Genomic DNA, 23,296 nt, shown 5'->3' on the forward strand with positions numbered 1-23,296 from the left:
GTTCTGGAAGACGGGGTATAGGCAAGTGGGAGTGGCGTACCGCGAGCGCAGCGCATCGTGCTGTTCGGGTCAATGAGCGCGCAGCCATGCATGGCGTGGTCATGAGTAAATCCTTTTTATTTTTCTTGTTATGCAGATGCTCGTTGGCACCTTGTGGAACGCTCAGTTTTCGGGCGTTTGCGCGATGCTAAATCACCAACCTTTCACTAACCTTTCAATGTTGGTTGCCAAATAAACCAAGCAGCCTCAAATTGTTTCGGGGCTTCACAGCCATGTACGCCCCTGTACACTCCAGCCGACTCACCCCCCAAAGGCATTTCTGGAGACCACGATGCGCGTGCTGTTCGTCGAAGATCATCTGCAACTGGCTGAAAGCGTATCCCGGGCGCTCAGGTTGGCCGGGCTGACCGTCGATGTCCTGCACGACGGTGTGGCGGCAGACCTGGCGCTGAGCAGCGAGGAGTATGCAGCGGTGGTGCTGGATGTCGGCCTGCCGCGCATGGACGGTTTCGAGGTACTCGCCCGCCTGCGCGGACGCGGGCGTCACACACCGGTGCTGATGCTCACCGCGCGCAGCGATGTCAAAGACCGCGTGCACGGCCTGAACCTGGGCGCAGATGATTACCTGGCCAAGCCGTTCGAGCTGTCCGAGCTCGAAGCCCGGGTCAAGGCGCTGCTGCGGCGCAGTGTGCTGGGCGGTGAGCGGCAGCAGCGCTGCGGTGCGCTGGTCTACGACCTGGATACCCGGCGCTTCACCATCAACGGCGAACTGTTGACCCTGACCTCCCGTGAGCAGGCCGTGCTGGAAGTGCTGATTGCCCGCTCGGGAAGGGTGATGAGCAAGGAGCAATTGGCCGGGCAGGTGTTTGGCCTGGATGAAGAAGCCAGTCCGGATGCGATCGAGATCTACATTCATCGGCTGCGCAAAAAGCTGGACGGCCACTCGGTGGCCATCGTGACCTTCCGCGGCCTGGGCTATCTGCTGGAAAGCCGCGATGCGCAATGACAGCCTGCGCTGGCGGTTGCTCTGGAGCCTGGCGCTGCTGCTCACGGTACTGATGCTGGCCAGTGGCATGAGCGCCTACTGGAACGGTCGGGAAGTGGCCGACACCGCCTATGACCGAACCTTGCTGGCCTCGGCGCGGACCATCGCGGCCGGCCTGACCCAGCGTGATGGCACCCTCAGCGCCGAGATTCCCTACGTGGCGCTGGATACCTTCGCCTACGACAGCGAAGGGCGCATCTACTATCAGGTCAATGACATCAACAAGCGTCTGATCTCGGGCTTCGAGAATCTGCCTTCACCGCCGCCCGGCACCTTGCGCACTGATGACTACCCGGCACTGGCCAGCTTCTATAACGGTGTTTATCGTGGGCAGGATGTGCGGGTGGTGAGCCTGCTCAAGCCGGTCAGCGAGCCGGGCATGAACGGCATTGCGGAAATTCGGGTGGCCGAAACCCAGGAGGCGCGGGTCGGCATGGCTCGCAGTCTGATGGCCGATACTTTGTTGCGGCTGGGGATGCTCGGTGCCGGTGCGATGTTGCTGGTGTGGTTCACCGTCAGCGCCGCCTTGCGTCCACTGGAGCGTTTGCGCAGTGCGGTGGAAGACCGTCAGCCGGATGACTTGCGGCCACTGCCGATGGTCGAGGTCCAGCACGAATTGCGCCCGCTGGTCAGCTCGCTGAATCACTTTACCGAACGCCTGCGCCATCAGTTCGAACGCCAGGCGCAGTTCATCGCCGACGCGGCCCATGAGCTGCGCACCCCGCTGGCGGCGCTCAAGGCCAGAGTCGAGCTGGGCCTGCGCGAGCATGACCCGCAGCAGTGGCGCAGCACGCTGGAGTCGGCGGCGCAAAGCACCGACCGGCTCACCCATCTGGCCAATCAGCTGTTGTCGCTGGCGCGAATCGAAAACGGCGCACGGGCGATTGCCGAGGGGGGCGCGCAGACCCTTGATCTCAGCCAGTTGGCCCGTGAGTTGGGCATGGCGCTGGCGCCGCTGGCCCATGCCCGGGGCGTGGCCCTGGCGCTGGAAGCTGACGAGCCGGTCTGGCTGCGTGGCGAACCCACCCTGCTCAACGAATTGCTCAGCAACCTGCTCGACAACGCCATGGCTCACACGCCTGCTGATGGCAACGTCGTGCTGAGGGTCATCGCCCCTGGCATTCTGGAAGTCGAAGACGACGGCCCGGGCATCCCTGAAGCAGACCGTGAGCGGGTATTCGAGCGCTTTTATCGGCGTAATCAGCAGAGCGCCGGAACTGGCCTGGGCCTGGCGATCGTCGGCGAGATCTGCCGGGCGCACCTGGCGCAGATCTCGTTACATGACGGTGCGGAGCGGGGCTTGAAGGTGCGGGTGAGTTTCCCGTAGGAGGGGCCGGGCGGCGATCCGCTTCAGCCGCGAAGCGTTCTCTGTAGCGGCCGCGATGCAGGGTGCGGTCAGTACAGCATCCTGCTGGCCTCATCCATGTGCACGCTCAGTTGTCCGCCAGCCGGGTCAAGCCCTAGCTGGGTAAAGGCCGGAAGGTCGACGATGTCTACCTGCGCCAGTGGATGGCTGGTGCCTCTGTTGATGTGTGCGCTGGCCACTTGTACCAGGTCGATGTAGTCCGCTTTTTTCGATACTCGATCCAGACTCTGGAACTGGCTTGGCACATTGGCCAGTGACTCCTGGAAATCCCAGGTGCATAGCAGGCGTTCGCCGATGGTCGGGTGGATATTGTCGATGACATGGTTGAGGCTGACCGGATCGGCCAGCAGCTCGAAGTGGTCTTCGGCATAGGTCAGGATCGGCAGGATCCCGATCAGGTGTACCAGCCCGGCCAGGGTGGCCTGGTCCGGCTTGAGATGATGATGCCGCTGGCTCAGCGAATAGCAGATGCCGGCCACTTGCAGGCTCTGTTGCCAGATTTCGCGCATCTTCTGTTCGATCACCGGCGACTTGGCGTGGAACATCTGCTCCACTACCAGGCCGATGGCCAGATTGCTGGTGTAATTCACGCCAAGACGGCGAATGGCCGAAACCACGTCGCTGATCTCTACCGCACCACGCAGCATCGGGCTATTGGCGACCCGGATCAGGCGCGCCGACAGTGCTGTGTCATTGCCGATTACCCGGCTGAGTGCGGCCACACTGATCTCGGTATCTTCCGCAGCCTGACGAATCTTCAGAGCTACCTCCGGCAAGGTTGGCAGGAACAAGGCATCCCGTTCAATCGCTCTGATCAGGGCCTTTTGTACCTCGGCAGCCATGTTGCTCATGTCAAATCTCGTAGCTGTGGGCTTTTATATGTATGCGGCGGGCTTGCAGGCCCGCCGGATTGGCTCAGCGCTGGATTTCCAGCTTGCTGTCCAGGCTGTAAGGCAGATCCAGAAGCTCCAGGGCCGGGCCTTCGGCACTGCCCAGGTGAACCTGGCCGCCCTCGATGGCGTTATCCTGCAGTACGGCCAGCAGTTCAACGCCGCTGGCGGCCCGTGCGGCGATCACCACATTGCCTACTGCGCTGGCATGCACCGGTGAAAACAGCGCGGCGCCCGGCTCGGGAATTTCCTCGGCTTGCAGGCTCAGGCGATACAGATGACGCTTGAGCTTGCCCAGGTATTGCATGCGCGCGACGATTTCCTGGCCGGTGTAGCAACCTTTCTTGAAACTGACCCCGCCGACTGCCTGCAGATTGATCATCTGCGGGATGAATTCTTCGCGGGTCGCAGGCATCACCTGGCCAATACCTGCGCGTACCTGGCCCAGCAACCAGTCGTTGAGCGAGCCTTGCGGCAGTTGCGCAACCAGCTGTGCCTGAACCTGCTCGGCCTGTTCAGCCTTGACCCAGAGTTCGGCCCGGCCTGGGCTGACCCGTGTGGCGAGCAGCTCATTGACCTGCACCAGGCTGTCGGTTTCGGCCGGCAGTTCCAGGCCCAGGCTGTTCAACACCTGATCGCCATCTTGCAGGCCGAAGCGCACCCAGGCAGCGCTTTCGTCGGTCAGTTTGGATTTGGAAAACACCGCATACTTGCGCAGGTCCAGCAGTTGCGGCTCGATCAGTTCGCTGGCCATGGCCAGCAGGCAGCCATCGGCTTCAAAGAGGATGCGGAAACTCGACTGCATCCGGCCTTTCTGGGTGCAGCGCGCGCCGAGCCCGGAGCGGGTTGCGCTCAGGTAGTTGATGTTGCAGGTCAGTTGCCCCTGAAGGAACTTGCCGGCGTCTACGCCGCGTACTGCCAGAACGCCCTCATGGGACAACGTGCAGAAAAAAGCTGATTCGGCCATGGTCATCGCAAAATCTAAAAGGAATGACCTACATCATAGTGGTCTGATGACGATAAAGGTATATGCAAGGCTTTTTGACCATCGGGGCGCGACAAGCCCCCGCCGTTCAGGGCGGGGAAGGATAGCGCGGACGGCGTAGCCGTCCTCGGTCGCAGGGGGCGGATGTCAAATAGCCTGATTCGAGCCAGGTCACAAAACCTGTATACTCGCCGCCTGATTTCGAGGAGCGTTTCATGGTCGACGATGTAGAGCTCAATCGCCTGTTCTGGCACAGCCGTCGTGGCATGCTGGAGCTGGACGTACTGCTGGTCCCGTTTGTCCGGGAGGTTTACGCGAGCCTGAACGAGGTCGACCGCGCCTTGTATCGTCGGCTGCTTGAATGCGAAGACCAGGACATGTTCGTCTGGTTCATGCAGCGTGGCGAGTCTGACGATGCCGAGTTGCAGCGCATGGTGCGCATGATCCTGGATCGTGTCCAGCCGAAGTAAAGCTTTCGAATGCCGTTGGCAGACTTCCAGGAGTCTGCTGACGGCTTACCTTGTGGCCCAGACGCTGGCCTGCCTGGCTGTCTGGCTGCTTGATGTTCCCGTTCTGTTGACCCTGCTCGGCTGGCTGGTCTGTGCCGGGCATGCGGCCTGGGTCTTGCCCAGAGCCATTCTGCTCAGCCAAGCCCGTGCATTTCGGGGTGTGCGCCATGCCCACGATGGCTGGCAGGTCTGGAGCCAGGCACGCGGCTGGCAGCCCGTGCAGATCGCTGCCGACAGCCTGGCTTTGCCGCTGATCATTGTCTTGCGCTTTCGTCCGCGAGCAGGGCAGGGTGGTGGCTGGTTGACCCGCTCTGTATGTATTCCCCGTGATGCGCTGGCGCCGGATACCCACCGACGCCTGCGCGTGCTGCTCAAGTTTGCCCGTTACGCTTGAGAGGTGTCCTTGAGTCAGGCGTTGTAGTTGGCAGGGACCAATACGGTATCAAGGGCTTCAGGCAGCAGTTGCGGATAATCCAGCGTGTAATGCAGCCCTCTGGACTCCTTGCGCTCCATCGCGCAGCGGATCATCAGTTCGGCCACCTGGGCGAGGTTGCGCAGTTCGATCAGGTCGCGGCTGACTTTATAGTTGCTGTAAAACTCGTCAATCTCATCGAGCAGCAAGCGTACCCGGTGCTCGGCGCGTTGCAGGCGCTTGTTGGTACGCACAATACCCACGTAGTCCCACATGAAACGCCGCAGCTCATCCCAGTTGTGCGCGATGATCACATCTTCGTCCGAGTCGGTTACCTGGCTGGCATCCCAGCCCGGCAATTGGGCAGGCATATCGATCTGGTCGAGTTGCCCCACGATATCCGCCGCTGCCGAACGGGCGTAGACGAAGCACTCCAGCAGCGAGTTGCTGGCCATGCGGTTGGCGCCGTGCAGGCCGGTACAGCTGGTCTCGCCGATGGCGTACAGGCCGGGGACGTCAGTGCGACCATGGCTGTCAACCACCACGCCACCACAGGTGTAGTGCGCCGCCGGCACCACCGGGATCGGCTCGCGGGTGATGTCGATGGAAAATTTCAGGCAGCGCTCATAAACCGTCGGAAAGTGCGATTTGATGAACTCGGCCGGTTTGTGGCTGATGTCCAGATAAACGCAGTCGACGCCCAGGCGTTTCATCTCGTGGTCGATGGCCCGGGCCACGATGTCGCGAGGCGCCAGTTCGGCTCGCTGGTCGAAACGCGGCATGAAGCGTTCGCCATTGGGCAGCTTGAGCACCGCACCTTCACCGCGCAACGCTTCGGTGACCAGAAAACTCTTGGCCTGCGGGTGATACAGGCACGTGGGGTGGAACTGGTTGAATTCCAGGTTGGCCACCCGGCAGCCGGAGCGCCAGGCCATCGCAATCCCGTCGCCTGAAGCGCTATCCGGGTTGCTGGTATAAAGGTAGACCTTGGCCGCGCCGCCCGAGGCGAGAATGGTGAAGCGCGCTGCATGGGTGTCGACTTCGCCGCTGTTGCGGTTGAGCACGTAAGCGCCCAGGCAGCGTTGGCCTGGCAGGCCCAGGCGCGGCTCGGTGATCAGATCGACGGCCACGCGCTGTTCGAGCAGCTCGATGTTGGGGCGTTGCCGGGACTGTTCCAGCAGGGTCCTGAAAATCGCGGCGCCCGTGGCATCGGCGGCGTGGATGATGCGCCGATGGCTGTGGCCGCCTTCACGGGTCAGGTGAAACTCGAACCCTTGCGGCCGTTCGTCGCCTTCCTCGCCACGGGTAAATGGCACGCCCTGTTCGATCAGCCACTCGATGGCTTCGCGGCTATGCTCGACGGTAAAGCGCACGGCGTCTTCGTTGCACAGTCCGCCACCGGCGTTGAGCGTGTCTTCGACGTGCGACTGCACGGTGTCGGTATCATCGAGCACCGCAGCCACACCGCCCTGGGCCCAGAATGTCGAGCCGTCGGACAGGTCGCCCTTGCTCAAGACGGCAATGCGCAAATGCTCGGGTAAGGTCAGGGCCAGGCTCAATCCTGCCGCGCCGCTGCCAATGATCAGGACATCATGCTGAAAATGTTGGCTCATGTATGAATTCCGCGTAGAGCGGCCACTAGTATAAGTAAGGTGGGATCGGCACAATACCCGCGCTTTCATGGCATTGTGAGACCAGAGGCGGGTCCGGATTGTGCGCCAGACTCCGGGTGCGTGCATACCGTTTTTCAGTGTGGTCGTTGTCGATTGCCTGAGTGTCACTGCATGCAGGCGCTCACGCCTGCGGTTATTGGTGCAACGGGAACTTTTCAATGAGCCACGTGCTCAATAGCAGGATGCCTGTAAAGGGACAGCGTCGGCCATGCGCGAGCAGTATCCGCGGCTGATTCGACGTAAAGATTATTTGGCGCAGCCGGCTTCGTTCGTGCTGCGTTTTTCGTGCGGGGCAGCTCAGTGTCCGCAGGAAACTTTGCCTGAGGGGGGAGAACTTTTGTCAAAAGCCCGAGTCTATGTTTGCAAGCCTGAACGATGGCAGTTGCAACACTCCTTCAGGCTCAATGAGGAGTGTTCATGCTAACCCAGGAAGAGGATCAGCAGCTGGTAGAGCGCGTTCAGCGCGGCGACCGGCGAGCATTTGATCTGTTGGTGCTGAAGTACCAGCACAAGATTCTCGGGTTGATCGTGCGTTTCGTGCACGACACCCATGAAGCTCAAGATGTTGCGCAAGAAGCCTTTATCAAGGCCTACCGCGCGCTCGGCAATTTTCGCGGCGACAGCGCCTTCTACACGTGGCTGTACCGCATCGCCATCAACACGGCGAAAAACTATCTGGTGTCCCGCGGTAGGCGGCCACCGGACAGCGATGTGAAATCTGAAGACGCGGAGTTCTACGATGGCGATCACGGCCTCAAGGACATCGAGTCGCCGGAGCGTGCATTGTTGAGGGATGAGATCGAGGGCACCGTGCATCGAACCATCCAGTTACTCCCGGAAGATTTGCGTACGGCTCTAACTTTGCGCGAATTCGACGGTCTTAGTTATGAGGACATTGCGAGCGTCATGCAATGCCCGGTGGGTACCGTGCGTTCTCGGATTTTCCGCGCTCGGGAAGCCATCGATAAAGCCCTGCAGCCGTTGTTGCAGGAATCCTGAGACAGCGGCGCTAGCCAAGAGAGGAACCCGCCATGAGTCGTGAAGCCCTGCAGGAATCGCTGTCCGCGGTAATGGATAACGAAGCGGACGAACTGGAATTACGTCGGGTATTGAATGCCATTGACGATGCTGAGACTCGCGCCACCTGGTCGCGTTATCAGGTAGCACGTGCAGCGATGCACAAGGAGCTCCTGATGCCTCATCTGGACATCTCGGCGGCTGTATCGGCAGCGATCGCCGATGAGGCCTCGCCACTCAAGCCCGGTCGTGGCCCATGGCGGACTCTCGGTCGCCTGGCTGTCGCCGCATCGGTGACCGTGGCGGTGCTGGCTGGCGTACGTCTGTACAACCAGGATGAGATTACCGGTGCACAACTGGCCCAACAGAACCAGCAGCCAGTGAACCTGTCTGTCGCTCAGCCGCAAGGCCCGGCAGTTCTGGCTGGCTACACCACTGAGCAGGCCGGTCCTGCTGCCAATGGTGCGGTCGAAGGTCAGGCAGGTGCTGATGATCAGCGTGTGCCGGGTTACCTGCGCCAGCACGCACAACAGGCCGCACTGAAAGAAACTGAAAGTGCACTGCCTTATGCCCGCGCAGCGAGTCTGGAAAACCGCTAATACCGCTAAGGAAACCTATGCGAGCCACTCCTCTACTATTACCTTTGTTGTTCAGTGGATGGCTAGCCGTTCCAGCGTATGCTGACAATGCGCAAGATCTGCTCAAGCGTCTTGCGCAAGCCGAGCAGCAGCAAAGCTTTCAAGGGGCCTTCGTCTACGAGCGTAACGGTAGCTTCTCTACCCATCGCATCTGGCACAGGGTCCTTGATGGCAAAGTCCGTGAGCGTCTGCTCCAGCTCGATGGTTCTGCCCAGGAAATCGTGCGTGTCGATGGTCTGACGCAATGCGTCAGCGGCACGCTCGTAGAGGGGCTGGCCAATCTTCCGGACCCTTCGGGCCGGGTTCTCGATGCGCGTAAATTATCTGCCTGGTACGACATGAAAGTCGCTGGAAGCTCTCGGGTTGCCGGGCGGCCTGCCACGATTCTGGTCATGTCGCCCAAGGATCAGCACCGTTACGGTATCGAGCTGCATCTGGATAACCAAACCGGTATGGCCCTCAAATCGCTGTTGCTCAGTGAGCGGGGCGTGTTGCTGGAGCGCTTCCAGTTTGTCGAATACGACGCTGCCAAGCCGATTGAAGACAAGGTCTTGCAGGCCAGCGGGGACTGTCAGCCTCTGCAGGTGGCAAAGAGCAAGCCGGTTGAAAAGCCCGTGGTTTCCAATGCCTGGCACACAGACTGGCTGCCGTCGGGCTTCGAGCTGACCAATCAGTCGGTTCGCGAAGAGCAGGGCAGTCACACGCGGGTCATCAGTCAGCTATACGGCGACGGTCTGGCGCGTTTCTCGGTATTTGTCGAGCCGGTTGACGGTACCCGGTCTTCTGACATTCGTACCCAGTTCGGTCCCACGGCGGTAGTGTCACGTCGTCTGGGCGTCGGGCAGAACGAGGCGATGGTCACTGTGGTCGGCGAGATTCCCGTCGGCACTGCCGAGCGTATCGCGTTGTCGATGCGTCACTCCGATACGCCTGCCAGCAAATGAGTCGAGCGGGCAGCCGTTGCGCAGAATGTAAAAGGTTTCACTTTGCGCCCGGCTGTTCTGCGGCCTACGATTTGCCTGAGCTGGAAATGAATCGCTGAAATGTTTGGTGTGCTTTGCAAGTTGCAATCAAACGCGTTTTTTTCTATAGGTCACAGCTTTGCAGCTCTGGCCTTTGTCGTTTCTGGTGTTGTCAGAAATGAGTCCGGCCGGAATCTGAATCCAGAGCGCGGTGCCTGGGCCTAAGGGCCAGGTTCATGGAACAGTCGCTTTGTATTGCTTAACTTTGCTCGTCAGGAACGGGAGCCGTATGTCGATACTACGCTTGAAATCTTATTTCTCAGTCATGGCTGCTGTGCTGGTGCTGGGTCAGGCTGTTGCTGCTCAGGCCGAGGACCTGCCGGATTTCACAGGGTTGGTCGAGCAAGCTTCGCCAGCGGTGGTGAATATCAGTACCCGCCAGAAAATGCCAGAGCGTGGGATGGCCAGCCAGCAGATGCCGGATCTCGAAGGCCTGCCGCCGATGCTCCGCGAGTTTCTTGAGCGCGGCATGCCGCCGGGGCAGCGTGCGCCGGGGCGTGGCGATCGCCAGCGCGAAGCGCAGTCATTGGGGTCGGGCTTCATCATCTCCAATGACGGTTATGTTCTGACCAACAACCACGTGGTCGATGGCGCCGACGAAATCATTGTCCGCCTGTCTGATCGCAGCGAGCTGAAGGCCAAGCTGGTGGGGACCGACCCGCGCACCGACGTTGCGGTGTTGAAAATCGACGGCAAGGACCTGCCGGTCGCCAAGCTGGGCAGCACCGCCAACCTCAAGGTCGGTGAATGGGTGCTGGCCATCGGCTCACCGTTCGGCTTCGATCACTCGGTGACCAAGGGTATTGTCAGTGCCAAGGGGCGTAGCCTGCCGAACGACACTTACGTGCCGTTCATCCAGACTGACGTAGCGATCAATCCGGGTAACTCCGGCGGTCCGCTGTTCAACATGAAAGGCGAAGTGGTCGGTATCAACTCGCAGATCTTCACCCGTTCCGGTGGTTTCATGGGCTTGTCGTTCGCCATCCCGATCGATGTGGCCATGGATGTTGCCAATCAGCTCAAGGCTACCGGCAAGGTCAATCGCGGCTGGTTGGGCGTAGTGATTCAGGAGGTCAACAAAGACCTGGCGGAGTCTTTCGGGCTTGATCGTCCGGCGGGTGCGCTGGTCGCTCAGGTGCTTGAGGACAGCCCGGCCTCCAAGGGCGGGCTGCGGGTGGGGGATGTGATCCTCAGTGCCAACGGCCAGGCTATTGTCATGTCGGCTGACTTGCCACACCTGATCGGTAACCTCAAGGACGGTAGCAAGGCCGAGCTGGAAGTGATCCGCGACGGCAAGCGTCAGAATCTGACCATCACTGTGGGCGCGCTGCCTGACGAAGGTCAGGAAGAAGGTATCCCGGGCACCGGCGCCGAGCGCAGCAGCAATCGCCTGGGTGTTTCGGTGATCGAGCTGACCGCCGAGCAGAAGAAGAGCCTGGAGCTCAAGGGCGGCGTGGTCATCAAAGAAGTGCAGGGCGGCCCTGCCGCGCTGATCGGCCTGCGTGGCGGAGATGTCATCACCCACCTGAATAATCAGGAAGTGGTGTCGGCCAAGCAGTTTACCGAGGTGGCCAAGAGCCTGCCGAAGAACCGTTCGGTGTCCATGCGCGTATTGCGTCAGGGCCGGGCCAGCTTCATTACCTTCAAGCTTGCGGAGTGATTCACTCAGGCTGAGAAGAAAAGAGGGCGGCGCAAGCCGCCCTTGTCGTGCCTGTAGCCGTCAGACATGGGAGGGCGTTGCGGCAAACGTGACGCCTGCGCTTCGCTTCAGGTACAATTCCCGGCTATTTTTCGGCGGGCGACCTGCCTGCGACTTTTTTGAGTGTTGATCCGTGAGTGATTTGAGTCATATCCGCAATTTCTCCATCATCGCCCACATTGACCATGGCAAGTCGACGCTGGCCGACCGCTTCATCCAGATGTGCGGCGGTCTGTCCGACCGTGAGATGGAAGCTCAGGTCCTTGACTCCATGGACCTGGAACGTGAGCGCGGTATCACCATCAAGGCGCACAGCGTCACCTTGTACTACAAGGCCAAAGATGGCATCACCTATCAGTTGAACTTCATCGACACGCCAGGCCACGTCGACTTCACCTATGAAGTCAGCCGTTCGCTGGCGGCCTGTGAAGGCGCACTGCTGGTGGTCGATGCCGGGCAGGGGGTTGAAGCCCAGTCGGTAGCCAACTGCTACACCGCCATCGAGCAGGGCCTGGAAGTGATGCCGGTCCTCAACAAGATGGACCTGCCGCAGGCCGACCCGGATCGGGTCAAAGACGAAATCGAAAAAATCATCGGTATCGATGCCACCGACGCGGTGGCCTGCAGTGCCAAGAGCGGCATGGGTGTGGATGAAGTGCTCGAACGCCTGGTCGCGACCATCCCGGCGCCCACCGGCGATATCGAGGCGCCGCTGCAAGCCTTGATCATCGACTCCTGGTTCGACAGCTACCTCGGCGTTGTGTCGCTGGTGCGCGTGCGTCAGGGCCGGGTCAAGAAGGGCGACAAGATTCTGGTCAAGTCCACCGGCAAGGTGCACCTGGTCGACAGCGTTGGCGTGTTCAACCCCAAGCACACTGTCACCGCTGATCTGAAGGCCGGTGAAGTGGGCTTCATCATTGCCAGTATCAAGGAAATTCTCGGTGCCCCGGTGGGCGATACGCTGACCCTGAGCACGACCCCTGAGGTCGATGTACTGCCAGGTTTCAAACGTATTCAGCCACAGGTCTATGCCGGCCTGTTCCCGGTCAGCTCCGATGATTTCGAAGATTTTCGCGATGCATTGCAGAAGCTGACCCTCAACGACTCCTCCCTGCAGTACGCGCCGGAAAGCTCCGATGCGTTGGGCTTCGGTTTCCGTTGCGGCTTCCTGGGCATGCTGCACATGGAGATCATCCAGGAGCGTCTGGAGCGCGAGTACGACCTGGACCTGATCACCACCGCGCCAAGCGTGATCTTCGAGCTCAAGCTCAAGACCGGTGAAACCATCTACGTCGACAACCCGTCCAAGCTCCCTGATGTGTCGTCGGTAGAAGATTTCCGTGAGCCGATCGTTCAGGCCACCATTCTTGTGCCGCAAGAGCACCTGGGCAATGTCATCACCCTGTGCATCGAAAAGCGTGGCGTACAGCGCGACATGCAGTTCCTGGGCACCCAGGTACAGGTTCGTTACGACCTGCCGATGAACGAAGTGGTGCTGGATTTCTTCGATCGCCTGAAATCCACCAGCCGTGGCTATGCTTCGCTGGACTATCATTTCGATCGTTACGAATCGGCCAACCTGGTCAAGCTCGATGTTCTGATCAACGGCGACAAGGTCGATGCCCTGGCGTTGATCGTGCACCGTGACAACGCCGCCTACAAAGGCCGTGCGTTGACCGAGAAGATGAAAGAGCTGATCCCGCGGCAGATGTTCGACGTGGCCATCCAGGCTGCCATTGGTGGTCAGGTCATTGCCCGGACAACGGTCAAGGCACTCAGAAAGAACGTATTGGCCAAGTGTTATGGCGGTGACGTCAGTCGTAAGCGCAAGCTGCTGGAGAAGCAGAAGGCCGGTAAGAAACGCATGAAGCAGGTCGGTAACGTGGAGATTCCACAGGAAGCCTTCCTCGCAGTGCTCAGGTTGGAATAGTCAGGGTCCTATGTCGTCACTAAATTTCCCGCTGTTGTTGGTCATCGCTGTATTCGTCTGCGGCATGCTCGCGCTGCTTGATCTGGTCTTCCTGGCGCCGCGGCGCCGGGCGGCCATTTCCAGCTATCAGGGCAGCGTCGGTCAGCCGGACATGGCGGTCGTTGAGCGCTTGAGCAAAGAGCCGCTGCTGGTCGAATACGGCAAGTCGTTCTTTCCGGTGCTGTTCATCGTGCTGGTATTGCGCTCGTTTCTGGTTGAACCCTTCCAGATTCCGTCGGGCTCGATGAAGCCGACCCTCGACGTGGGCGATTTCATTCTGGTCAACAAGTTCTCGTACGGTATCCGCCTGCCGGTGCTCGACAAGAAGGTGATCCCGGTCGGTGATCCGCAGCGTGGCGATGTCATGGTGTTTCGCTACCCGAGTGATCCGAGCGTCAACTACATCAAACGGGTAGTGGGCTTGCCGGGTGACCAGATTCGCTACACCAGCGACAAGCGGCTGTTCGTCAATGGCCAGCCAGTCGCCAGAACCCTGATCGGCAGCGAGCCGGGCACGCTGGGCAGCGCTGAGCTGTACAGCGAGAAACTCGGTGAGGTCGAGCATCAGATCCGTCAGGAAATGAGCCGCTACCGTACGCCACCTGACACCGAGTGGAGTGTGCCGGCCGGGCACTACTTCATGATGGGCGACAACCGTGACAACTCCAACGACAGCCGTTACTGGGATGATCCCAATATTCCCAAAGACGAGCAGGGCATGGTTCCGGACCGCAATATCGTCGGCAAGGCCTTCGCGGTCTGGATGAGCTGGCCTGAGCCCAAGCTCAGCCATTTCCCTACGTTCTCACGGGTAGGGTTGATCAAGTAATTACTGCGGCGCTGTTCGGACAGCGCCGTATGTCATTTGGGTATGTCTGAAGCATCAGTCAGACGGCCTTGGGGAATAACATGACATTCAACAACAGGCAGCACGGGATGTCGCTGATGGGATTGTTGCTGTTGCTGGGGCTGATCGGCCTGGCAGTGACGATGGCACTCAAGACAATTCCTCACTATCTCGACTACTTTTCCTTGAAGAAGAGCATCCAGCTGGCCGGTCATCAGCAAGCCCTTGGTATCGAAACTGTCGATGACTTCTATAGTTATGTCGGTAAGAACATGCAGGTCAATAACATCCAGGATGTAGATTTGAAAAAGGCGTTAAGCGTGAAAGAGGAAGGCGGCAAGTTCAGCGCCCACCTGAATTATGAGCAGCGTGAACATTTGTTTTTCAACCTCGATCTGGTTATCAAGTTCGACGAGCAATTCAGCGTGGCCAAACCGTGAGTGCACCCCTGAGTCGCCTGGAGCGTCAGCTCGGCTATACATTCAAGGACCAGGACCTGATGATCCTGGCATTGACCCATCGCAGCTATGCGGGTCGCAACAATGAGCGCCTGGAGTTCCTTGGGGACGCCATCCTCAACTTCGTCGCGGGTGAGGCGCTGTTCGAGCGGTTCGTACAGGCGCGTGAAGGCCAGTTGTCACGCCTGCGTGCCCGGCTGGTGAAAGGCGAGACCCTGGCGCTGCTGGCCAGGGGCTTTGCCCTGGGCGAGTACCTGCGGCTGGGGTCGGGTGAATTGAAGAGCGGCGGTTTCCGTCGCGAGTCGATTCTGGCCGATGCCCTGGAAGCGCTGATCGGTGCGATCTACCTGGATTCGGACATGGCGACTGCGCGCGAGCGCGTGCTGGCCTGGCTGACCAATGAGTTCGACAGCCTGACGCTGGTCGACACCAATAAGGACCCGAAAACCCGGCTGCAGGAATTTCTCCAGTCGCGGGCCTGTGATCTGCCGCGCTACGAAGTGGTGGATATCCAGGGTGAGCCGCATTGCCGGACCTTCTTCGTCGAGTGCGAAGTGACCTTGTTGAACGAAAAAAGCCGCGGCCAGGGTGTCAGCCGGCGTATTGCAGAGCAGGTCGCCGCCGCCGCGGCCCTTATCGCCCTGGGCGTGGAGAATGGCAATGACTGAAACAAACGTGACCCGTTGTGGCTATGTCGCCATTGTCGGCCGCCCCAATGTGGGCAAATCGACCCTGCTCAACCACATCCTCGGCCAAAAGCTTGCGATCACTTCGCGCAAGCCGCAGACCACCCGTCACACCATGCTCGGGATCAAGACCGAGGGTGATGTACAGGCGATCTACGTCGATACCCCCGGCATGCACAAAAACAGCGACAAAGCGCTGAACCGCTACATGAACAAGACCGCCTCGGCGGCGTTGAAAGACGTCGATGTGGTGATCTTCGTGGTGGACCGCACGCGCTGGACTGACGAAGATCAGATGGTCCTGGAGCGTGTGCAATACATCGAAGGGCCGGTGATCCTGGCGGTCAACAAGACCGACCGTCTTGAAGAAAAAGCCGACCTGATCCCGCACCTGTCATGGTTGCAGGAGCAACTGCCCAACGCTTCGGTGGTGCCGATCTCGGCGCAAAACGGTCACAACCTCGAAGCGCTGGAGGCGGTGATCGCCAAGAACCTGCCCGAGAATGATCACTTCTTCCCGGAAGACCAGATTACCGACCGCAGCAGCCGCTTCCTGGCCGCTGAGCTGGTGCGCGAGAAGATCATGCGTCAGCTCGGTGCCGAACTGCCGTACCAGATCACCGTGGAAATCGAAGAGTTCAAGCAGCAGGGCCATACCCTGCATATCCACGCGCTGATTCTGGTCGAGCGTGACGGGCAGAAGAAAATCATCATTGGTGACAAGGGCGAGCGCATCAAGCGCATCGGCAGTGATGCCCGCCGCGACATGGAAGTGATGTTCGATTCCAAGGTCATGCTCAACCTGTGGGTCAAGGTCAAGGGTGGCTGGTCGGACGACGAACGTGCCCTGCGTTCGCTGGGCTACAACGAGCTTTAACAGGCCGTGCTCCGGCCATGCCCAGTCATGGCCGGCAATCTTCTTCTACGAGCTCTCCCATGAGCAATTCCAACGCTCAACCGGCCTATGTATTGCACAGCCGGGCCTACCGCGAAAACAGCGCACTGGTCGACTTCCTGACGCCGCAAGGCCGGTTGCGCGCCGTGCTGCGCAATGCGCGTGGCAAGGCCGGGACCCTGGCGCGACCGTTTCTGCCGCTCGAAGCCGAGTTTCGCGGCAAGGGCGAACTGAAGAACGTATTGCGTATGGAAGCTGCCGGCGTCGGTAGCTGGATGGTCGGTGAAGCGCTGTTCAGCGGCATGTACCTCAATGAACTGCTGATTCGCCTGCTGCCTGCCGAGGATCCGCATCCGGCGGTCTTCGAGCATTACGCTGCAACCCTGCTGGCGCTGGCCGAGGGCTTGCCGCTGGAGCCGCTGTTGCGTTCGTTTGAATGGCGATTGCTGGACGACCTGGGGTATGGCTTTGCCCTGGACACCGACACCAATGGCGATCCGCTGGAAGCCGGCGGCCTTTATCGGCTGCTGGTCGATGCGGGGCTGGAGCGCGTCTGGTTGCTGCAACCAGGTGTGTTCCAGGGCGCAGAGCTGTTGGCCATGGCGCAGGCCGACTGGAGTGCTCCCGGTACGCTGGCTGCCGCCAAGCGGCTGATGCGTCAGGCGCTGGCGGTGCACTTGGGGGGGCGCCCGCTGGTGAGCCGGGAATTGTTTCGCAAGCCTTGAATAGGCTTTATGCTTTGCGGCCCGCTTCGTCCCATTTTCAGGAGTCCTCCGTGACCCAAAGCTCCCGCATCCTCCTTGGCGTGAACATCGATCACGTGGCCACGCTGCGTCAGGCCCGCGGCACCCGTTACCCAGACCCGGTCAAAGCAGCCCTGGACGCCGAAGAAGCCGGCGCTGATGGCATTACCGTGCACCTGCGCGAAGACCGCCGGCACATCCAGGACCGTGATGTGCTGTTGCTGGCCGAAGTGTTGCAGACTCGCATGAACTTCGAGATGGGTGTCACTGAAGAGATGCTCAGCTTTGCCGAGCGCCTGCGCCCGGCCCACGTATGTCTGGTGCCGGAAACCCGCCAGGAACTGACCACCGAAGGCGGCCTCGATGTCGCAGGTCAAGAGGCTCGTATTCAGGCAGCGGTAGAGCGTCTGGCCAAGGTGGGCTGTGAAGTGTCGCTGTTCATCGATGCCGACGAGCGGCAAATTGCCGCATCCAGGCGTGTAGGGGCGCCGGCTATCGAGCTGCATACCGGCCGTTATGCCGATGCCCAGACGCCAACGGAGGTGGCCGAAGAGCTGCAGCGCATCGCCGACGGTGTGGCTTTTGGGGTGGGGCAGGGGCTGATCGTCAATGCCGGGCATGGGCTGCACTACCACAACGTCGAAGCTGTGGCGGCGATCAAGGGCATCAATGAACTGAACATTGGTCATGCGCTGGTGGCGCACGCACTGTTCGTCGGCTTCAAGGCCGCCGTGGCCGAGATGAAAGCCCTGATCGTGGCGGCCGCCCGTAACTGAGGTGGCTTTGTAGGGGCCGCTTTAGCGGCGAAGGCTTCGCCGCTAAAGCGGCCCCTACGAGGTTTTGTGTCAGGCGGTGGATTATCTTTTTCAGGCGAAAAGTGGCGATCAGGAGCCAGGCTGTTGCTGTTGTGCCGGCGGTGGGGTCTTGTCCACGCCAGGCACGTGCAGGCTGCCCTCGGTGACCTGATTACCTTCCAGTTGCGGTTGGGTCACCCAAGTCAGGATGTCGTAGTAACGCCGGATGTTGGCTACGAAATGCACGGGCTCGCCACCACGGGCGTAGCCGTAGCGAGTCTTGCTGTACCACTTCTTCTGCGACAGGCGCGGCAGCATTTTCTTCACGTCCAGCCAGCGGTTGGGGTTCAGCCCTTCGTTGACCGCCAGCTTGCGCGCATCTTCCAGATGCCCGCTACCCACGTTATAGGCCGCCAAGGCCAGCCAGGTGCGATCAGGCTCCGGCACTTCGCTCAGTTGCTCTTTGACCAGCGCAAAGTACTTGGCGCCGCCCTGAATGCTCTGCCGGGCATCGAGACGGTTGGACACGCCCATGGCCTGGGCGGTGTTCTGGGTCAGCATCATCAGGCCGCGTACGCCGGTCTTGGACGTCACCGTGGGCTGCCACAGCGATTCCTGATAACCAATGGCAGCCAGCAGACGCCAGTCGACTTCTTCTTTCTTGGCTGAGGTCTTGAAGAACTTTTCGTACTTGGGCAAGCGCTCTTGCAAGTGCTGGGCGAAGGTATAGGCGCCGACATAACCCAGTACGTCAACGTGCCCGTAGTAACGGTCCTTGAGGCGCTGCAGCGTGCCGTTCTTCTCTGACTTGACCAGGTACGCGTTGATTTCGTTAAGCAGGCTGTTGTCTTCGCCCGGACCCACGACCCAGCGCTGCTTGCGGGTCTCGCCCAGGTCGAAGGCAACCCGCACGTTGGAGAAATACACCTGGTTCATCGCCAGTTCGTTGGAGTCGACCAGGGTCAGGTCGATCTGGCCTTCATCGACCATGCGCAGCAGGTCGACCACCTCAACCGCATCGGACTCTTCATAGTCCAGGGCCGGGAACTGTTTCTTGATCTCGGCCAGTTGCTCGGCATGGCTACTGCCCTTGAGCACCATGATGCGCTTGCCCACCAGGTCGGCGGGGTCGGTCGGTCGTGACTGGCCGTTGCGGTACACCACCTGTGGGGTGACTTCCAGATACGGATGCGAGAAGCGCGCCTGCTGTTTGCGGTTCGGCGTCTCGATCAGGCCGGCAGCGGCCAGCACCGGGCCGCCGGGCTTGCTCATCTGGTCGAACAGTTCGTCGAGGCTGTCGGCGGTTTCGATCTGCAGTTTCACCCCCAGATCGTCCGCGAAATGCTTCACCAACTCGTATTCGAAGCCGGTTTCGCCGTTGCGGTCCTGAAAATAAGTGGCCGGGCTGTTGCGGGTAATGACGCGCAGGACGCCATCCTCCTTGACTCGCTCCAGTGTGTTGGGTTTATCCACACAGGCGCCGAGCATCAGGAAGAGTCCGGTTGCGATGAGCCATCTGACGCAACGAGTGCGAAAATCAGGTCGGGAGAACATTGGCGCAGTATACGCAAAGCGCACCCGGCGCCATATATCGACAGCAAAGCTCGTGTCTGATAAGCAAAAAGGCTTTTTGACAGCCCGTGACATCCGGGCGCATGCCGTGTAGCCGTTTTGGGTGCCAGAAATGTCGCTTTAGGCTAGAATGCGTGGCCTCAAAGTACACCCCCCTTCCCGAGGCTGTCCCGACGATGTTGATCCTGCGTGGTGCTCCTGCCCTTTCTGCTTTCCGCCACAGCAAATTGCTGGAACAACTGAAACAAAAAGTTTCAGCTGTCAGTGGCCTGTACGCCGAATTCGCTCACTTCGCTGCAGTCACCGGCGCCCTGAGCGACCAGGAACAGCAGGTGCTCGACCGTCTCCTGAAGTACGGCCCGAGCGTGCCGGTTCAAGAGCCTGCCGGTCGCCTGTTTCTGGTAGTGCCGCGTTTCGGCACCATTTCGCCGTGGTCCAGCAAGGCCAGCGACATTGCCCGTAACTGCGGCCTGGAGAAGATCCAGCGCATCGAGCGCGGCATTGCCTTTTATGTACAAGGCCAGTTCGCGGAGTCGGACGCCCAGGCGATTGCCAGCGTCCTGCACGACCGCATGACCCAATTGGTGCTCGGCAGCCTTGAACAGGCCGATGGCCTGTTCAGCAAGGCGCAGCCCAAGCCACTGACCAGCGTCGACGTTCTCGGCGGTGGCCGCGCCGCGCTGGAGCAAGCCAACGTCGAGCTGGGCCTGGCCCTGGCCGAAGACGAAATCGACTACCTGGTGAGCAGTTTCATCGGGCTCAAGCGCAACCCGAACGACATCGAACTGATGATGTTCGCCCAGGCCAACTCCGAGCACTGCCGTCACAAGATCTTCAACGCCAGTTGGGATATCGACGGCCAGAGCCAGGAAAAAAGCCTGTTCGGCATGATCAAGAACACCTACCAGATGCACAGCGAAGGCGTTCTGTCTGCTTATAAAGACAACGCTTCGGTGATCGTCGGCAGCGTGGCCGGCCGCTTCTTCCCGAACCCTGAGACCCGTCAGTACGGCGCGGTGCAGGAGCCGGTGCACATTCTGATGAAGGTCGAGACCCACAACCACCCGACCGCCATCTCGCCATTCTCCGGTGCGTCGACCGGTTCCGGCGGCGAAATCCGCGATGAAGGCGCGACGGGTCGCGGCTCCAAGCCCAAGGCCGGCCTGACCGGTTTTACCGTGTCGAACCTGCACATCCCTGGCTTCGAACAGCCATGGGAAGTCGCTTACGGCAAGCCTGAGCGCATTGTTACCGCACTGGACATCATGATTGACGGCCCGCTCGGTGGCGCGGCGTTCAACAACGAGTTCGGTCGCCCGGCCCTGACCGGCTATTTCCGTACCTTTGAACAAAGCATCCAGACCCCGCACGGCAGCGAAGTGCGCGGTTACCACAAGCCGATCATGCTGGCCGGTGGTCTGGGCAACATCCGTGAAGATCACGTGCAGAAGGGCGAGATCACGGTCGGCGCCAAGCTGATCGTGCTCGGTGGCCCGGCCATGCTCATCGGCCTGGGCGGCGGCGCTGCTTCGTCGGTCGCCACTGGCAGCAGCTCGGCTGATCTGGACTTTGCCTCGGTGCAACGTGAGAACCCGGAAATGGAACGCCGCTGCCAGGAGGTCATCGACCGCTGCTGGCAACTGGGCGACGCCAACCCGATTGCTTTCATCCACGACGTGGGTGCCGGCGGTCTGTCCAACGCTTTCCCGGAGCTGGTCAACGACGGCGGCCGTGGCGGTCGTTTCGAGCTGCGCAACGTGCCTAACGACGAGCCGGGCATGGCGCCGCTGGAAATCTGGAGCAACGAATCCCAGGAACGTTACGTGCTGGCCGTCAGCGTCGAGAACTTCGAGCGCTTCCAGGCCATCTGTGAGCGTGAGCGCTGCCCGTTCGCGGTCGTCGGTGAGGCGACTGAAGAACAACACCTGACCGTGACCGACAGCCACTTCGGCAACAGCCCGGTGGACATGCCACTGGAGGTGCTGCTGGGCAAGGCGCCACGCATGCACCGTTCGGTGCAGCGTGAGGCTGAACTGGGCGACGATTTCGACCCGAGCAGCCTGGACCTGGCCGACAGCGTGCAGCGCGTACTGCGCCACCCGGCTGTGGCCAGCAAGAGCTTCCTGATCACCATCGGCGACCGCAGCATCACAGGCCTGGTGGCCCGTGACCAGATGGTCGGTCCATGGCAAGTGCCGGTGGCCGACTGCGCCGTGACTGCAACCAGCTTCGACGTCAACACCGGTGAAGCCATGGCCATGGGCGAACGTACGCCGCTGGCCCTGCTCGATGCCCCGGCCTCTGGCCGCATGGCCATCGGCGAAACCCTGACCAACCTGGCCGCCTCGCGCATCGCCAGGCTGTCCGACATCAAACTGTCGGCCAACTGGATGTCCGCCGCCGGTCACCCGGGTGAAGACGCCCGCTTGTACGACACGGTCAAAGCCGTCGGCATGGAACTGTGCCCTGAGCTGGGCCTGACCATTCCGGTGGGTAAAGACTCCATGTCGATGAAAACCCGCTGGAGCGACGAGGGCGTCGACAAGAGCGTGACCTCGCCGATGTCGCTGATTGTCAGCGGCTTCGCGCCAGTGGTCGACATCCGTCAGACCCTGACCCCGCAACTGCGCATGGACAAGGGCGAGACCGACCTGATCCTGATCGACCTGGGCCGTGGCCAGAACCGCATGGGCGGCTCGATCCTCGCCCAGGTGCATGGCAAGCTGGGCAGCAGCGCGCCAGACGTGGACGACGCCGAAGACCTCAAGGCCTTCTTTGCCGTCATTCAGGGCCTGAACGCTGATAACCATCTGCTGGCTTACCACGACCGTTCCGATGGCGGCCTGCTGACCACTGTGCTGGAGATGGCCTTTGCCGGTCACTGCGGTCTGCACCTGTCGCTCGATGGCCTGGCCGACAACGCCAGCGAAGTGCAGGGCATCCTGTTCAACGAAGAACTGGGCGCCGTCATTCAGGTTCGCCAGGACTCCACGGCGGGCGTACTGGCCCAGTTCAGTGCTGCCGGCCTGTCTGATTGCGTTTCGGTGATCGGCAAGCCGGTCAACAACGACGAAGTGTCGATCAGCTACAACGGCGCTGCGATCTTCACCGGCCAGCGCCACGCGCTGCACCGCGAGTGGGCGCAGACCAGCTACCAGATCCAGCGTCTGCGTGATAACCCCGAGTGCGCCGACCAGGAATTCGCCCTGCTGCTCGAAGAAGACAATCCGGGTCTGAACGTCAAGCTCGGCTTCGATGTCAACGAAGACATCGCTGCGCCTTACATCAAGACCGGTGTGCGCCCACAGGTTGCCGTGCTGCGTGAGCAGGGCGTCAACGGGCAGGTCGAGATGGCCGCCGCTTTCGACCGCGCCGGCTTCAACGCCATCGACGTGCACATGAGCGATATCCTCGCTGGCCGTGTCGACCTCAACGAGTTCAAGGGCCTGGTGGCCTGCGGTGGTTTCTCGTACGGTGACGTGCTGGGTGCCGGTGAAGGCTGGGCCAAGTCGGCGCTGTTCAACGCCCGTGCCCGGGACGCCTTCCAAGGCTTCTTCGAGCGCAGCGACAGCTTCACCCTGGGGGTGTGCAACGGCTGCCAGATGCTCTCCAATCTGCACGAGCTGATTCCGGGCAGCGAGCTGTGGCCGCACTTTGTGCGTAACCGCTCCGAGCAGTTCGAAGCCCGTGTAGCGCTGGTGCAGATCCAGGAGTCGCCGTCGATCTTCCTGCAGGGCATGGCCGGTTCGCGCATGCCGATCGCCATCGCTCACGGTGAAGGCCATGCGGAGTTCGCCAGCAGCGATGCGCTGCAACAGGCTGATGCGTCCGGCACCGTGGCGCTGCGCTATGTCGACAACCATGGCAAGACCACCGAAGCCTACCCGGCCAACCCGAACGGTTCGCCACGCGGTATCGGCGGCCTGACCACTCGCGACGGTCGCGTGACCATCATGATGCCGCACCCTGAGCGGGTCTTCCGTGCCGTGCAGAACTCCTGGCGTCCTGACGACTGGAACGAAGACGGCGCGCTGATGCGCATGTTCCGCAACGCGCGCGTCTGGGTGAACTGAGCC

The 23,296-nt window shown here is 60.8% G+C and carries 20 protein-coding genes; 16 read left to right on the plus strand and 4 right to left on the minus strand.

Annotated elements, in window-relative coordinates; all coding sequences use genetic code 11:
• The first annotated feature begins 331 nt into the window (after positions 1-331).
• Together NJC38_RS08710 and NJC38_RS08715 are read left to right on the plus strand one after the other, a co-directional pair.
• A complete protein-coding gene (locus NJC38_RS08710) occupies positions 332-1,006 on the plus strand; it encodes a response regulator (protein ID WP_045488390.1) in 675 nt (224 codons plus the stop codon).
• A complete protein-coding gene (locus tag NJC38_RS08715) occupies positions 996-2,372 on the plus strand; it encodes a sensor histidine kinase (protein WP_253113366.1) in 1,377 nt (458 codons plus the stop codon). Before NJC38_RS08710 ends, NJC38_RS08715 begins: the two co-directional genes overlap by 11 nt.
• A gap of 68 nt (positions 2,373-2,440) precedes the next feature.
• On the opposite strand, the gene NJC38_RS08720 is transcribed toward NJC38_RS08715, so the two are convergent.
• Both NJC38_RS08720 and NJC38_RS08725 read right to left on the minus strand, forming a co-directional pair.
• Positions 2,441-3,262 (minus strand): HDOD domain-containing protein, encoded by an 822-nt coding sequence (locus NJC38_RS08720; RefSeq protein WP_253113367.1) that lies wholly within the window; start codon positions 3,260-3,262, stop codon positions 2,441-2,443.
• A gap of 64 nt (positions 3,263-3,326) precedes the next feature.
• Positions 3,327-4,268, minus strand: a complete 942-nt coding sequence (locus NJC38_RS08725) for a folate-binding protein YgfZ (protein WP_045494396.1) — start codon at positions 4,266-4,268, stop codon at positions 3,327-3,329.
• 233 nt (positions 4,269-4,501) lie between these two features.
• Between NJC38_RS08725 and NJC38_RS08730 the strand changes: the two genes are divergently transcribed.
• Both NJC38_RS08730 and NJC38_RS08735 read left to right on the plus strand, forming a co-directional pair.
• On the plus strand, positions 4,502-4,756 hold the full coding sequence (locus tag NJC38_RS08730) for a succinate dehydrogenase assembly factor 2 (protein WP_045488395.1): 255 nt from the start codon (positions 4,502-4,504) through the stop codon (positions 4,754-4,756).
• Positions 4,740-5,189: a protein YgfX gene (locus NJC38_RS08735; protein WP_253113368.1), complete on the plus strand. Its 450-nt coding sequence runs from the start codon at positions 4,740-4,742 to the stop codon at positions 5,187-5,189. The genes NJC38_RS08730 and NJC38_RS08735 overlap by 17 nt, the downstream gene beginning before the upstream one ends.
• A 14-nt stretch (positions 5,190-5,203) precedes the next feature.
• Here NJC38_RS08735 and nadB read toward each other — a convergent pair whose 3' ends face one another.
• On the minus strand, positions 5,204-6,820 hold the full coding sequence (gene nadB, locus NJC38_RS08740; RefSeq protein WP_253113369.1) for an L-aspartate oxidase: 1,617 nt from the start codon (positions 6,818-6,820) through the stop codon (positions 5,204-5,206).
• Between the two features lie 477 nt (positions 6,821-7,297).
• On the opposite strand from nadB, the gene rpoE reads away from it, so the two are divergent.
• The 11 genes from rpoE (at position 7,298) to pdxJ (ending at position 17,630) form a co-directional block, all read left to right on the plus strand.
• Positions 7,298-7,879, plus strand: a complete 582-nt coding sequence (rpoE, locus tag NJC38_RS08745; protein ID WP_045488402.1) for an RNA polymerase sigma factor RpoE — start codon at positions 7,298-7,300, stop codon at positions 7,877-7,879.
• A gap of 32 nt (positions 7,880-7,911) precedes the next feature.
• Entirely contained in the window at positions 7,912-8,496 is a 585-nt protein-coding gene (locus NJC38_RS08750) for an RseA family anti-sigma factor (protein WP_045488405.1), read from the plus strand.
• A gap of 17 nt (positions 8,497-8,513) precedes the next feature.
• On the plus strand, positions 8,514-9,479 hold the full coding sequence (locus tag NJC38_RS08755; RefSeq protein WP_253113370.1) for a MucB/RseB C-terminal domain-containing protein: 966 nt from the start codon (positions 8,514-8,516) through the stop codon (positions 9,477-9,479).
• 307 nt (positions 9,480-9,786) lie between these two features.
• A complete protein-coding gene (locus NJC38_RS08760; protein ID WP_253113372.1) occupies positions 9,787-11,217 on the plus strand; it encodes a DegQ family serine endoprotease in 1,431 nt (476 codons plus the stop codon).
• Positions 11,218-11,389: 172 nt separating this feature from the next.
• Positions 11,390-13,186 carry a translation elongation factor 4 gene (lepA, locus tag NJC38_RS08765; protein WP_253113378.1) on the plus strand — a complete coding sequence of 599 codons (1,797 nt, stop codon included), beginning with the start codon at positions 11,390-11,392 and terminating at the stop codon, positions 13,184-13,186.
• Between the two features lie 10 nt (positions 13,187-13,196).
• The gene (gene lepB, locus NJC38_RS08770) at positions 13,197-14,054 is read left to right on the plus strand and encodes a signal peptidase I (RefSeq protein ID WP_253113381.1); all 858 of its coding nucleotides are present in this window, start codon (positions 13,197-13,199) and stop codon (positions 14,052-14,054) included.
• An 80-nt stretch (positions 14,055-14,134) separates the two neighbouring features.
• On the plus strand, positions 14,135-14,512 hold the full coding sequence (locus NJC38_RS08775; protein WP_253113384.1) for a DUF4845 domain-containing protein: 378 nt from the start codon (positions 14,135-14,137) through the stop codon (positions 14,510-14,512).
• Positions 14,509-15,198, plus strand: a complete 690-nt coding sequence (gene rnc, locus NJC38_RS08780; RefSeq protein ID WP_045488424.1) for a ribonuclease III — start codon at positions 14,509-14,511, stop codon at positions 15,196-15,198. Before NJC38_RS08775 ends, rnc begins: the two co-directional genes overlap by 4 nt.
• Positions 15,191-16,093 carry a GTPase Era gene (era, locus tag NJC38_RS08785; protein WP_045488427.1) on the plus strand — a complete coding sequence of 301 codons (903 nt, stop codon included), beginning with the start codon at positions 15,191-15,193 and terminating at the stop codon, positions 16,091-16,093. The genes rnc and era overlap by 8 nt, the downstream gene beginning before the upstream one ends.
• A 59-nt stretch (positions 16,094-16,152) precedes the next feature.
• Entirely contained in the window at positions 16,153-16,836 is a 684-nt protein-coding gene (gene recO, locus NJC38_RS08790; RefSeq protein WP_045488430.1) for a DNA repair protein RecO, read from the plus strand.
• Between the two features lie 50 nt (positions 16,837-16,886).
• Positions 16,887-17,630 carry a pyridoxine 5'-phosphate synthase gene (gene pdxJ / locus NJC38_RS08795; protein ID WP_045488433.1) on the plus strand — a complete coding sequence of 248 codons (744 nt, stop codon included), beginning with the start codon at positions 16,887-16,889 and terminating at the stop codon, positions 17,628-17,630.
• Positions 17,631-17,738: 108 nt separating this feature from the next.
• Here pdxJ and mltF read toward each other — a convergent pair whose 3' ends face one another.
• Positions 17,739-19,202 carry a membrane-bound lytic murein transglycosylase MltF gene (gene mltF, locus NJC38_RS08800; RefSeq protein WP_052483407.1) on the minus strand — a complete coding sequence of 488 codons (1,464 nt, stop codon included), beginning with the start codon at positions 19,200-19,202 and terminating at the stop codon, positions 17,739-17,741.
• Positions 19,203-19,396: 194 nt separating this feature from the next.
• On the opposite strand from mltF, the gene purL reads away from it, so the two are divergent.
• Positions 19,397-23,293 (plus strand): phosphoribosylformylglycinamidine synthase, encoded by a 3,897-nt coding sequence (gene purL / locus NJC38_RS08805; protein ID WP_045488438.1) that lies wholly within the window; start codon positions 19,397-19,399, stop codon positions 23,291-23,293.
• The last annotated feature ends 3 nt before the right edge of the window (positions 23,294-23,296 follow it).

Source organism: Pseudomonas sp. 21LCFQ010 (assembly GCF_024129905.1).
Lineage (GTDB): Bacteria > Pseudomonadota > Gammaproteobacteria > Pseudomonadales > Pseudomonadaceae > Aquipseudomonas.

Bases quoted from the DNA above. Each gene is read 5' to 3' on its own strand.
- lepB (WP_253113381.1), top strand. From the start codon at position 13,197: ATGTCGTCACTAAATTTCCCGCTGTTGTTGGTCATCGCTGTATTCGTC.
- NJC38_RS08755 (WP_253113370.1), top strand. From the start codon at position 8,514: ATGCGAGCCACTCCTCTACTATTACCTTTGTTGTTCAGTGGATGGCTA.
- NJC38_RS08760 (WP_253113372.1), top strand. From the start codon at position 9,787: ATGTCGATACTACGCTTGAAATCTTATTTCTCAGTCATGGCTGCTGTG.
- NJC38_RS08730 (WP_045488395.1), top strand. From the start codon at position 4,502: ATGGTCGACGATGTAGAGCTCAATCGCCTGTTCTGGCACAGCCGTCGT.
- nadB (WP_253113369.1), bottom strand. From the start codon at position 6,820: ATGAGCCAACATTTTCAGCATGATGTCCTGATCATTGGCAGCGGCGCG.
- NJC38_RS08750 (WP_045488405.1), top strand. From the start codon at position 7,912: ATGAGTCGTGAAGCCCTGCAGGAATCGCTGTCCGCGGTAATGGATAAC.
- era (WP_045488427.1), top strand. From the start codon at position 15,191: ATGACTGAAACAAACGTGACCCGTTGTGGCTATGTCGCCATTGTCGGC.
- NJC38_RS08715 (WP_253113366.1), top strand. From the start codon at position 996: ATGCGCAATGACAGCCTGCGCTGGCGGTTGCTCTGGAGCCTGGCGCTG.
- NJC38_RS08710 (WP_045488390.1), top strand. From the start codon at position 332: ATGCGCGTGCTGTTCGTCGAAGATCATCTGCAACTGGCTGAAAGCGTA.
- mltF (WP_052483407.1), bottom strand. From the start codon at position 19,202: ATGTTCTCCCGACCTGATTTTCGCACTCGTTGCGTCAGATGGCTCATC.
- NJC38_RS08720 (WP_253113367.1), bottom strand. From the start codon at position 3,262: ATGAGCAACATGGCTGCCGAGGTACAAAAGGCCCTGATCAGAGCGATT.
- NJC38_RS08725 (WP_045494396.1), bottom strand. From the start codon at position 4,268: ATGGCCGAATCAGCTTTTTTCTGCACGTTGTCCCATGAGGGCGTTCTG.
- purL (WP_045488438.1), top strand. From the start codon at position 19,397: ATGTTGATCCTGCGTGGTGCTCCTGCCCTTTCTGCTTTCCGCCACAGC.
- recO (WP_045488430.1), top strand. From the start codon at position 16,153: ATGAGCAATTCCAACGCTCAACCGGCCTATGTATTGCACAGCCGGGCC.
- rpoE (WP_045488402.1), top strand. From the start codon at position 7,298: ATGCTAACCCAGGAAGAGGATCAGCAGCTGGTAGAGCGCGTTCAGCGC.
- NJC38_RS08775 (WP_253113384.1), top strand. From the start codon at position 14,135: ATGACATTCAACAACAGGCAGCACGGGATGTCGCTGATGGGATTGTTG.